The 11,243-nt window shown below is 47.9% G+C and carries 9 protein-coding genes and 1 pseudogene; 5 read left to right on the forward strand and 5 right to left on the reverse strand.

Annotated elements, in window-relative coordinates:
- Window positions 1-38 precede the first annotated feature (38 nt).
- The 5 genes and pseudogenes from CSHOW_RS01680 to CSHOW_RS01700 all read left to right on the forward strand — a co-directional run bounded on the left by CSHOW_RS01680 (window position 39) and on the right by CSHOW_RS01700 (window position 7,078).
- Complete coding sequence (locus tag CSHOW_RS01680; protein ID WP_002947412.1) at window positions 39-2,492, forward strand: molybdopterin-dependent oxidoreductase; 2,454 nt, start codon at window positions 39-41, stop codon at window positions 2,490-2,492.
- Window positions 2,493-2,696: 204 nt separating this feature from the next.
- Window positions 2,697-5,351 (forward strand): DNA polymerase I, encoded by a 2,655-nt coding sequence (polA, locus tag CSHOW_RS01685; RefSeq protein ID WP_171992802.1) that lies wholly within the window; start codon window positions 2,697-2,699, stop codon window positions 5,349-5,351.
- A gap of 101 nt (window positions 5,352-5,452) precedes the next feature.
- Window positions 5,453-5,826: pseudogene (locus CSHOW_RS01690) on the forward strand (transposase); the annotation flags it as partial.
- A 141-nt stretch (window positions 5,827-5,967) separates the two neighbouring features.
- The gene (locus tag CSHOW_RS01695) at window positions 5,968-6,201 is read left to right on the forward strand and encodes a helix-turn-helix domain-containing protein (protein WP_039895125.1); all 234 of its coding nucleotides are present in this window, start codon (window positions 5,968-5,970) and stop codon (window positions 6,199-6,201) included.
- On the forward strand, window positions 6,179-7,078 hold the full coding sequence (locus CSHOW_RS01700; protein WP_002947417.1) for a DNA-methyltransferase: 900 nt from the start codon (window positions 6,179-6,181) through the stop codon (window positions 7,076-7,078). Before CSHOW_RS01695 ends, CSHOW_RS01700 begins: the two co-directional genes overlap by 23 nt.
- Before the next feature lie 16 nt (window positions 7,079-7,094).
- On the opposite strand, the gene CSHOW_RS01705 is transcribed toward CSHOW_RS01700, so the two are convergent.
- The 5 genes from CSHOW_RS01705 to CSHOW_RS01725 all read right to left on the reverse strand — a co-directional run bounded on the left by CSHOW_RS01705 (window position 7,095) and on the right by CSHOW_RS01725 (window position 11,217).
- Window positions 7,095-8,135 carry a MamI family restriction endonuclease gene (locus tag CSHOW_RS01705; protein WP_002947418.1) on the reverse strand — a complete coding sequence of 347 codons (1,041 nt, stop codon included), beginning with the start codon at window positions 8,133-8,135 and terminating at the stop codon, window positions 7,095-7,097.
- Window positions 8,128-8,352, reverse strand: coding sequence for a helix-turn-helix domain-containing protein (locus CSHOW_RS01710; protein ID WP_039895126.1), 225 nt, complete (start codon window positions 8,350-8,352; stop codon window positions 8,128-8,130). Before CSHOW_RS01710 ends, CSHOW_RS01705 begins: the two co-directional genes overlap by 8 nt.
- 912 nt (window positions 8,353-9,264) lie before the next feature.
- Window positions 9,265-9,876, reverse strand: a complete 612-nt coding sequence (gene ttdB / locus CSHOW_RS01715) for a L(+)-tartrate dehydratase subunit beta (protein WP_002947422.1) — start codon at window positions 9,874-9,876, stop codon at window positions 9,265-9,267.
- Complete coding sequence (ttdA, locus tag CSHOW_RS01720) at window positions 9,873-10,766, reverse strand: L(+)-tartrate dehydratase subunit alpha (RefSeq protein ID WP_002947423.1); 894 nt, start codon at window positions 10,764-10,766, stop codon at window positions 9,873-9,875. The genes ttdB and ttdA overlap by 4 nt, the downstream gene beginning before the upstream one ends.
- Window positions 10,759-11,217, reverse strand: coding sequence for a ribosomal maturation YjgA family protein (locus tag CSHOW_RS01725; protein ID WP_002947424.1), 459 nt, complete (start codon window positions 11,215-11,217; stop codon window positions 10,759-10,761). Before CSHOW_RS01725 ends, ttdA begins: the two co-directional genes overlap by 8 nt.
- Window positions 11,218-11,243 lie beyond the last annotated feature (26 nt).

Consider the following 11,243-nt stretch of genomic DNA (forward strand, 5'->3'; position numbering starts at 1 on the left):
ACCGAGTCAACCAATCAATTTAAATTTAAGGCAGAATCATGAAAAGACGAGACTTTCTAAAACTAGGCGCGCTTGCGGCAGCTTCGGCGCAGGCAAAACAGTTTGACGCGGCGGCGCAGGCGATATTTGACGAGCAGATGGGGCTTTGCGCGAATAAATTCGGCGCGTTTTACGTGAAAACCATCGGTGGCAGAGTCGTGGGCACAGAGCCGTTTGAGGGCGACGCGATGCCAACGGTGCTAAACAACGCCCTAAGCGATCATATCCAAAACGAAACGCGCGTGAAATACCCCTACGTGCGCAAAAGCTTCCTCGCAGACCCGTCAAATCCAAAACCGCAGCTTCGCGGCAAAGAGCCCTTCGTGCGCGTTAGCTGGGACGAGGCGATAAAGCTAAGCGCCAAAATTTTAAAAGAAAACTTCGACAAATACGGCTCGCAGGCCATTTACGGACAGCTTTATCAGTGGGGTAGTCTCGGGAAGGTCGGCCACTCACAGCGCACTGCAAAGCGCATGCTAAACGCGCTAGGAGGCTACGTGAGCGAGCTTGGCGGCTACTCTTACGGCGCGGCGACGGCGTTTTTGCCTCACGTGACGGGCTCTATCGATCCGACGCACGCTCCGACGCGCTGGGAGGGCGTGGTAAAGGAGGCCAAAACGATCGTGTTTTGGGGGACAAATCCGGTCGTCTCAAACAAGATCGCTATCGGCGTTCCGATGCACAACTCCTACGCCTACTACGAGATTATGAAAGAGAAATTTAAAAAAGGCGAGATGAAAATTTACAGCGTCGACGTCTACCGCAACGAAACGGCGGAGTATTTCGGCGCGCAGTATCTCGCCGTGCGCCCTTGCACCGATACGGCGATGCTGATCGGGCTTTGCGATTATCTTTACGAAAACGGCCTTTACGACAAGGAATTTATCGAGCGCTACACGGTCGGGTTCGATAAATTTAAAGAGTATTTCACTGGCGCGAAAGATGGCGTGAAAAAGGATTTAAAATGGGCGAGTAAAATTTGCGGCGTGAGCGAAAAAGAACTAAAAAATCTAGCGGATACCCTGGCTAAAAAAGACACGCTCATCGTCACGGGCTACTCTATCCAGCGTCAGCACCACGGCGAGATGGCGTACTGGGCGCTGATAACTCTAGCTGCGATGCTAGGCGACATCGGCAAGACGGGACGCGGCTACGTGATGAACGATCAGATGCATAAAAACGCCGATATCAGCTTCGTCGCGCCAAAGCTTCAGGCTTTTAACCCGGCGGTAAACGAAAAATACATCGCCCCGCAAGGCAAGCTAGCCAAGGCCAAATACCACGAGATACCAAACAGCAGGCTCATAGACGCGATTATGGAGCCTGGCAAGCAGATCGAGCGCAACGGCAAAAAGTACGTCATGCCGCGCATTCGCGTGATGTTTAACGCCAACGGCTCGACCTTCACCCGCCACCCGGGCACCAACCGCGCGGTCGAAGCGATGAAAAAGATCGAAGCGATCATCACCACGGAACCGTTTTGGACGAGTACGGCAAAGCTCAGCGACATCGTGCTGCCAGCTGCTCTTGAGTGCGAGCGCACGGATATTGAGTTTGCAAACTCCACTAGCGAATACCTTTTTGCGATTAAACCGCTAGTAAAGCCTGCGGGCGAGAGTAAGAGCGACTTTGAGATCGCGCGGCTCATCTGCGCACAGTGGGGCGACGAGTACGAGCAGGCCTTTAGCGAGGGTAAAACGGAGCTTGAGTGGGTGCGCGAGATCTACGAAAACGCCGCCAAGCAAGCCGAAGGCATGGGCATAGCGATGCCGAAATTTGAGGAGTTTTGGCAAAAGGGCTACGTCAAATTTGATAAGATCGACGAGAAAAAGCGCTACTTTACAAACTACGCGGACTTCCGCGCCGATCCAGAGAAAAACGCTCTAAAAACGCCGTCTGGCAAGATCGAGCTCTACTCCGAAGCGGTCGAAAAGCTAGGCTATCCCGACTGCCCGCCGTACGCGACGTGGATGGAGCCGTTTGAGTGGCTGGGCGGCGACGTGAGCAAGTACCCTATCGCCATCAGTGGCGCGCACTCTAAATTTAGGCTCCACTCGCAGCTAAACAGCTCGCTCATCCGCAACTACGCCGAGATCGCAAACCGCGAACCAGCACTCATCAGCCCCGCCACGGCAAAGGCGCGCGGCATAAAAACGGGCGACGTGGTGAGGATATACAACGACCGAGGCGAGATACTCTGCGGCGCGCTGGTGAGCAACACCGCGCAAGATAACGTCGTGATCGTAAGCGAGGGCGCGTGGTACGACCCGGCCGTCTGGGGCGAGCGTAGCCTATGCAAACACGGCAACATAAACGTGCTAACCAAAGACGTGCCTAGCTCGCAGCTCTCGCAAAGCAACACCGCGCACACGAGCATGGTGCAGATCGAGAAATTTAAAGGCGAACTGCCGAGCGTAACGGCGTTTGATAGACCTGTGACGATAGAGGCTTAGGCTTTTACGATTTAAATTTGAGCGGTAAGTTAGCCGCTCAGATTTGACTATTTTTTACATTTACACGCTCAAATTTAGCATCAAATTTAACTCAAATTTGACCGCGTCCGCGCTTGATCCGCGCCGCTAAATTTTAAATTTGCTTTCAAATCAGCCGTTTTTTTGCCTAAAATTTGTAAAATTAGCCCAAAAAAAGGATAAAAAATGAGCCAAAAAACGCTAACGATCATAGACACTTTCGGATTTTTTTTCAGACTTTACTACGCGATGAGCGGACTAAAAAACCGCGAGGGCAAGCCAAGCGGCATGGTGAGCGGCTTTGCTAGCTTTATCATGAATCTGCGCCAGGAGTTTGCTAGCGACTACATCATCTTTGCGCTAGATAGCAAGGGCAAAACGCTGCGCCACGAGATCCTGGGCGAGTATAAAGCCAACCGCTCCGAGCCGCCCGCCGCGCTAAAAGAGCAGCTGCCCGTGTGCATAGAAATGATAGAAAAAATGGGCCTAGCCGCCGTGAGCCGCGAAGGCTACGAGGCCGACGACATCATCGCTAGCGTCGTAAAGGAGTGCAAGCAGAGGGATATATTCGTACGCATAGTGACGCATGATAAGGACCTCTATCAGCTCATCGAGGACGGCAAAGTGAGCATCTACAGCCCCCAAAGCAAGATCGACCACGATAGTGCTAGCTGCATAGAAAAATACGGCGTTCCGCCAAGCTGCATACGCGATTTTCTCGCGATCGCTGGCGATAGCTCGGATAATATCCCGGGCGTCAAAGGCATCGGCGCGGTCGGCGCCAAAAAGCTTTTAAACGAATTTGGCAATCTAGAAGGCATCTATGAAAACCTGCCGCTAGTGCGAAACGAACGTATCCGCGGCATGCTGGCCGAGGGCCGAGAGAGCGCATTTTTGAGCAAGCGTCTAACGTCGCTCTTTGACGACGTGCCTGACGTGCTCGATCTAAAAAGGGCGGAATTTCCCGAGCAAAATCCGCTCGTAAAAGTCGCCGATACTCTGCGCGAATACGATCTAAACCGCCTTTTAAAAGCGCTACAAAACAGCCAAGACGCGGGCGAAAACGCGGAATTTAAGCTCGGCTTTAACGCGCGGCTTTTAACGGACGAGAATGAAATCGAGCGACTGCTGGCAAATATAGACGCGGACACGCTCGTGGCGTTTGACACCGAGACCACGGACGTCGATACGCAAAACGCCAGGTTGGTCGGCTTTAGCTTTTGCTTTAACGACGAGGAGGCCTACTACGTGCCCGTGTCTCACGAGTATCTGGGTGCCCCGAAGCAGGCGAGCGAGAAATTTGCCGCTTGGGCGATCTCGCAAATTTACAAAGGCTGCGTGATCGGGCAAAATTTAAAGTACGATTTTAAGGTCGTAAAGCGAAATCTAGGACTCGAGCCGCCGGTAAATTTTAAAGACACGATGATACTGGCGTGGCTCATGGATCCGGGCTCAAGCGTCGGTATGGACGCGCTAGCCAAGCGGCTCTACGACTACGACACGATCAAATTTGAAGACGTGGTAAAGCGCGGCGAGACCTTCGCGTCCGTAGCACTTGAAAACGCGGCAAAATACGCCGCCGAGGATGCGTGGATAACGCTGAAGTTTTACAAAAGCTTTTTAAATTTGCTTGATCCCGAGCTACTCGCACTCGCCGATACGCACGAGTTTGCGTTCATCCTCACGCTTTTTGATATGGAGCGCGAGGGTATCGCGATAAACCGCGAAAAAATGCAAAATTTGATCCTGCGAAACGACGCCAAGATCAAGGCCTTAACAAGCGAAATTTACGAGCTAACGGGCGAAAATTTTAATATCAACTCCGTTAAGCAGCTGGGCTCGGTGCTGTTTGAGCACCTAAAACTACCCGTAAAGAAAAAGACCAAAACGGGCTACAGCACCGACGAGGCCGTGCTGGCCGAGCTCATAGATGAGCATCCAGTCATCGAAAAACTACTCGAGTACCGCGAGCTATATAAGCTACAAAGCACCTACTGCGAGCCGCTGCTAAATTTAGCCAAAAAGGACGCTAACAGCAGGATATACACGAACTTTATCCAGACGGGAACTAGCACCGGCAGACTCTCGTCTAAAAATCCGAACCTGCAAAATATCCCCGCTCGTGGCGCGCTGGCAAAGGACGTGCGAGGCTGCTTTGAGGCAAAAAGCGACTTTAGCTTCGTGGGACTCGACTACTCGCAGATCGAGCTGCGACTGCTCGCGCATTTTAGCCGCGACGAGGCGCTTTTGCGGGCATTTGCGAACGACGAGGACATCCACGCGCGCACGGCGATTAGTATATTCGGTAGCGCCGAGGGGCAAAACCGCGCGGTGGCCAAGAGTATAAATTTTGGCCTCATCTACGGCATGGGTTCGAGCAAGCTGGCAAATCAGGTAAGCATCACGCGCGCCGAGGCAAAGGAGTATATCGAGCGCTATTTTAAAGCTTTCCCTACGATAAAAGGCTTTTTAGAGGGGATAAAAACTGCGGCGAAAAACGAGGGCTTCGTGCGCACGCTGCTGGGTAGAAAGCGGCTGTTTGACTTTACTACCGCGACACCGATGCAAACGGCGATGTATGAGCGCGAGGCGGTAAATACGATATTTCAGGGCTCGGCCGCAGATATCATCAAGATGGCGATGGTAAAAATCCGTCCGCTTTTGAGCCCGCGCGCGAGAATGCTTTTGCAGATACACGACGAGCTGATTTTTGAGGTGCAGGACGGCTACGCTGAGGAGTTTGGCGCAGCGGCGCAAAAGATAATGCAAGAAATTTATAAACTAAACGTACTGCTAAAAACGAGTCTAAATGTGGCGAAGGATTGGGGTGAACTGAAGTAAGGTGTTTTAAAAAGCGATGAAATTTCATAATATCTTAGGCTCAAGACAAGTTAAAAACTTTCAAAGGAGTTTTTCTCAAAGAGAATACAAGTACAAGAACTATAATTTTATCGATAAAAAACAAGCATATCTATCGTTACCGAATTTCAGAGAAGAAGTTTCCCGAGATATTGAAATATTTTTCTTTGGATTTGGAGGTTGTAAAGATAGCTGAAATTTGTAAAATTTCTAGGAATTCTACAAATAAAATTATAAAAAAAGATTAGAATTCTTATGTCTAAAGAGTGTGAAAAAATATCTAAGTTTTCAGGCGAGATAGAGATAGATGAAAGTTACTCCAGATATAAAAGAGTAAGAGGCAAGATAGGTAGAGGCGTAGCAAACAAAAACACCGGTATTCAGTATGCTAAAGCGTGACGGTAAGGTCTATACCCAAATAGTCAAAAACTGCTCTGCTAGTGAGTTGATACCGATAGACTATCTCCGTGAGACATCCAGTTATTGAGAAATGCACCTCAATCAATGCCCAAGATTGCCTTTATAAATATCAAGAATATATTGACTATTATCAAGATTAATAATATAATAAAGGTACTCATGTTGGAAGGAGTGGAAAATGGCTGTAAATTACAATAAGCTTTGGAAGTTATTAATTGACAGAGGATTGAACAAAACCCAATTGAAAGATCTGGCGCATGTCAGCACGAACGCTATAGCAAAGCTTGGTAAAAATGAACCAGTGTCAATAGAAACCTTAGTAAAAATCTGCATTGCATTAGAGTGCAACGTCGGAGATATTATGGATATTGTCAACAAGGAAACTGAATATGGAATTAAACAAGATATATAATATGGATTGTGTGGAAGGAATAAATAGTCTTGTTCCAGATGAGAGCATTGATTTAATCATCGCTGATCCGCCATATTTCAAAGTTGTTGGCGAAAAATGGGATTATATATGGCGAACGGAAGAAGATTATCTCGAATGGTCAAAGGTATGGATAAAAGAAGCAGTACGTGTTATTCGTATAGGGGGGAGCTTTTATTTATTTGGGTATTTTAGAATGCTAAGCAGATTGCTCCCAATTCTTGAAGATGCCGGGCTAGAATTAAGGCAACAAATCATCTTGAATAAAGGCATGCAAGCAGTATCTGGGCGAGCCACTAAGAATTATAAGATATTTCCTAATGTAACTGAAAGCATCTTATTTCTCTATAAAGACCCCAAACCTTTTGCAAAATCCTTCTTAAGGCAACGACAGAAAGATTTGTGCTTAACGGCAAAAGAAATCAATGAGAAGCTTGGCGTAAAATCGAACGGGGGCGGTATGTGGAGTATTTATACGGGAAAAAATGTTTGCAAACAGCTTCCAACTGAAGAATTATGGAATAAGCTTCAGATAATTCTTGATTTTGATATCCCATATAGTAAAATTTCGCAAACATATAATGCCCAACTTGGTATAACCGATGTCTGGGGCGATATAAATTTTTATTCAGAAAAAAGGTTTCACCCAACGCAGAAACCACAAAAACTCATTGATAGATTAGTTATCGCAAGTAGCAATAAAGGTGATATAGTACTTGATCCGTTTATGGGTGGAGGTTCGACCGCTGTCTCATGCGTTTTAAATTCGAGAAACTATATTGGTTTTGAGTTAGATAAAGAGTATTATGATAAATCGATAGAAAGATTGAATTGCAGACAACTGAGCCTTCTGATTTAAGTGGAAGGCTCAGAAATCAAGCAAGTTCTGGAAACTTGCTTTTTATTTCAGTCGGAATATCTGATTTCTTGGGGATAATCAATGGTAGATATATCTCTTCTGCAAAAGTGTCGCAAAGATCCGCATTGGTAATTCCGTTTTGCACTCTGAACTTTTCTAAAAGATTAAGTAGCTCCCTTTTGGAAGAGCTAGTTGTTAAACTACCCATTTGCACTCTGAACTTTTCTAAAAGATTAAGTGGCTCCATTTTGGAATAGCCAGTTATTGAACCATCCATTAATCGACAAATAACCTTCTGCAAAGAATCAATAGTAATTGTTGTTGCTCGTGCGTAATCTACCAATGGCTTCAGCTCATCTTCATAAGTGTTATTCATTGTGGGAAATACAAGTGTGTTAATCGAGCCATCAGTTTTTATTATAGATTTATAAATTAGCACAGGCTTTGTCAGGGCAAATTTGAACTCGTATGGCCACATATTAAATGGAGCTTTGGATTTCGAACTTGCACGAATGTTAAGGTAATAATCCACCATGCAATAAGCAAAGCCCTTATTAAGAGAGTCGACTTCCCATATCGTTGCTTTAATATCGTTGTTTGATGAATCGTATATATCTAAGAATTCAAACAGCACGAAGTAATATTTTATCGGCTCAATGACTTCTGCAAATTCTGTTTCGTTACGAAGGCTAATCAACCACTTCGAGTCGTCTTTTCTATCGATGTTTGTAGAGCCACAAGCAGAGCAACTTGTTTCCAGGCTTGAAACAACAGTCTTACAATTTAAACAAACTCCAAGTTGATCAACGCGATAGCAAGTTTTTATTTCTCCATAACCCCCATTGTTCATTACCAAGTCATATCCACGCGCACCGGATTTTCCGCCGGGGTATCCTGTAACCACACTTACAAGGTGCTGCCCTACATAGCCCATTCTTGCTTGCGGAGTTTGCTGTGTGATTTCCGACCATGCGTTAACTTTAGTCCTTAAATCAACATATAAGTCCTTAATTAAAGCTTCAGATGCTTCCAAAGTTTGTAATCGGTAATTAAGCATTGCTTTCCTTCTCCTCGACTAAAAGCATGTAAGATTTGATTTCGAGTGCTTCGGCAATCTTCTGAATGTTCTCCAAAGAGACATTTCGCTGAAAGCACTCTATATCGCTGATGTATGTGCGATGAAGCCCACAAAGCTCGGCAAGCTTCTCCTGAGAATATTCCTTTTGGGTGCGGAATTTTCGAAGATTTGTTCCGAAAAGTTCTTTAATGTTCATGGTCTAGTTCTCTCCTATTCTAAAATTATATGATAATCAACAGAAGGCTATAAGTCTACAGACGATAAGTGGCATCCAGTGTATATGAAAACTGCTAAAGAGAGATTGTGTCGCAGTAGGAAAAAGTCCTGGAAGCCCTTAGCTTCGATCTTCCGAATCCGCACTAGAAGCCGGGCAAGCTGAACAACAGAAAAAGATTTTCGACACTGCCTGTCGCGCCATGCTTTTTGATATCTGCGAACAGCACAGCCTACATCTGGATCGTGAGCTAGAATATGGTGGTAGAAAATATTTGGAGAAGCGGAACCGCATCCTGATGAAGCAAAAGATCACGGTTTGGGATCGGACAACTTCAGCAAAGGAAGCTGAGTTTCAGGTCATCGTTGTTCGCAACGAGGATATGTTAATTTTATTTTTCATGCCTATTTTTTGTCCGTAAATTGGCCGTTTTTGCGCGTTTTGCCGAGCGCCTCGACTTTCTAGTGATACCTTCGCGAGAGCTGGGACATCTAGGCGCAATTGTACCTAAATTTGGGCTAAATTTGACTGCCTTTGCAGGCCTTTTGCAAACGGCACGCCTTTGAGATTTGCTCAAGCGGCGCGCGTTTCATTTCATCTATTTTTTAAGCATTTAAACCCCTAATGCAAAAGATTATCTTTAAATTTAGCCGATATTTGCCCGTACGGTGACGAAACCGCCCGGTTGACGCCGTAGCAAATCACGTAACACGCCCGCGGCACGCGACGTCGGCGAGATCAAATGTGTCAGCAATTATGATCTTTAAAATTTGATTTTCCGCACCTAAAATTTGCGCGATCCCAAAATACTGTGCGAATTCCAAAGCCAATTTAAATTTGCAAATTTAGCGCAAATTTAAATCGCATCAGCCCTGCCACACGGCCCAAATTTAGCTACTTTATGAACCCGACCTGCGGTAAAATTTCAGCTAGTGCCGCGTCCTTTTTCTCGTTAAATTTGACCTTGTTTTGCTCAAAAAGATTATTTCCGTGCGCGTCTATGGAGACGATGAGCGGACCAAACTCCTTCACGCGGTACTTCCACAACGTCTCTGGCATCCCAAGCTCCGTCCAGTCCGCGCTCTCGATCTCCTCGACCTGCGTCGCGGCCACCACCGCGCAGCCCGCAGGAAATACGCAGTGTATCGCGCCAAACTCCTTGCAGCCGCTCATCGTGCCCTCTCCCATGCCACCTTTGCCGACTATCAGGCGCACGCCCGTTTTAGCGATAAATTCGCGCTCGAATTTCTCCATCCGCATGCTCGTAGTCGGCCCCACGGAGACTATTTCAAAGCTTTTTTCACCGGTTTTTCTGATGATCGGCCCCGCGTGCAAGATCGCGCCACCGCGGATATCAAGCGGTAGCTCGCGGCCCTCCTGCACGACGCGTCTGTGCGGCACGTCGCGGCAGGTGACGATGTGTCCGGTTAGGTAGATCACGTCGCCGATTTTGATATCCGCTAGATCATCGGGCGCGATCGGCGTGGTTAAAATTTTCTTACTCATAGCGCGAACTCCTTGTGCGATTTTACGTCGAAATTTAGCCCCGCATCCCAGACGATGTGCCCTTTGCGGTGCGACCAGCAGCCCACGTTTACGGCGACGGCGATGACGCTAGGATGGCGGGCGCAGTTTTCGATATGCACGCCCATGACCGAGCTTGCGCCGCTCATGCCTTGCGGGCCGAGGCCGATTTTATTTATGCCATCTTCGAGTAGCTTTTCGGTTAGCGCGGCTCGCTCGTTTGGATTTGTCGAGCCAAGAGGCCTCATCAATGCTTTTTTAGATAGCAAGGATGCCACGTCGATCGAGGTGCCCACGCCCACTAGTAGCGGCGGACAGGCGTTTATGCCGTAGCTCGTCATTATATCCATGACGAATTTCACGACGCCCTCATAGCCCATGCCGGGCATCAGCACGGTCGCCTTGCCGGGCAGGCTACAGCCGCCGCCAGCCATATAGGTGTGTATCTCGCACTCGCTGCTTTGCGGCACGATCTCCCAAAATACGCTCGGCGTGCCCTTGCCGACGTTTTTACCGGTGTTGTACTCGTCAAAGGTCTCGACGCTGTTGTGACGCAGCGGAGCCTCGCGCGTCGCTCGCAGTACTGCCTCGCGCAGCAGCTCCTCAAGCTCGCCGATGAGCGGGAAGTTCGCTCCGCAGCGCACGAAAAACTGTATCACGCCCGTATCCTGGCAGGACGGACGATCTAGCTCCTTGGCTAGGCGCTGATTTTCAAACATCGTTTTGTAGATCTCTCTCGCCAGCGGCTGCGTCTCGCGCTCGGCGAGCTCGCTTAGTTTCGCCGTCACGTCATCGGGCAGCACCTTGCCCGTGTAGCCGACGAATTTCGCCATGACCTCGGTCATCTTTTGCACGGCTTTTTCTTTATCCATCGCTTCTCCTTTGCTGGTTTTTACTTTCAAATTTTTCGGCGGCGCCCGCTAGGACGCAGCCCGCAGCGTAGCAGAGCAGATCGGCGAAATCAAACGTCCCGCCGATCATTACTTTTAAAATTTTATTTTCTATGCCTAAAATTTGCACGGCGCCCAGATACTGCGCAAGCTCCAAAGCTGCCGCAAACGCGAAAATTTTAAGCGGTAAATTTAAAGGCGGCTCGCTAAAAGTAGCCCGCGTCAACGTGTAAAGCAAGATAACCGCCAAAACATCGCCCGCGTAGTGGCGCACGAAGCCGCCCTTTACGCAGATCGCTATGTAAATTTCGATCGCTAAAATCAAAACCGCCACGGCTAAAAACGCTAGCCTCGTTCTCGCGCTTTGCCTCGTTTGCATATTTTGCGCAAGCTTTGTAGCGCTTTTTTGCTCTCTTAAATTTGCCTCTCGCAACGCTTTCCTTTTAAATTTAGCCGTTA

This window comes from Campylobacter showae, from assembly GCF_004803815.1.
GTDB classification, from domain to species: domain Bacteria; phylum Campylobacterota; class Campylobacteria; order Campylobacterales; family Campylobacteraceae; genus Campylobacter_A; species Campylobacter_A showae.

Bases quoted from the DNA above. Each gene is read 5' to 3' on its own strand.
- CSHOW_RS01680 (WP_002947412.1), top strand. From the start codon at position 39: ATGAAAAGACGAGACTTTCTAAAACTAGGCGCGCTTGCGGCAGCTTCG.
- polA (WP_171992802.1), top strand. From the start codon at position 2,697: ATGAGCCAAAAAACGCTAACGATCATAGACACTTTCGGATTTTTTTTC.
- CSHOW_RS01695 (WP_039895125.1), top strand. From the start codon at position 5,968: ATGGCTGTAAATTACAATAAGCTTTGGAAGTTATTAATTGACAGAGGA.
- CSHOW_RS01700 (WP_002947417.1), top strand. From the start codon at position 6,179: ATGGAATTAAACAAGATATATAATATGGATTGTGTGGAAGGAATAAAT.
- CSHOW_RS01705 (WP_002947418.1), bottom strand. From the start codon at position 8,135: ATGCTTAATTACCGATTACAAACTTTGGAAGCATCTGAAGCTTTAATT.
- CSHOW_RS01710 (WP_039895126.1), bottom strand. From the start codon at position 8,352: ATGAACATTAAAGAACTTTTCGGAACAAATCTTCGAAAATTCCGCACC.
- ttdB (WP_002947422.1), bottom strand. From the start codon at position 9,876: ATGAGTAAGAAAATTTTAACCACGCCGATCGCGCCCGATGATCTAGCG.
- ttdA (WP_002947423.1), bottom strand. From the start codon at position 10,766: ATGGATAAAGAAAAAGCCGTGCAAAAGATGACCGAGGTCATGGCGAAA.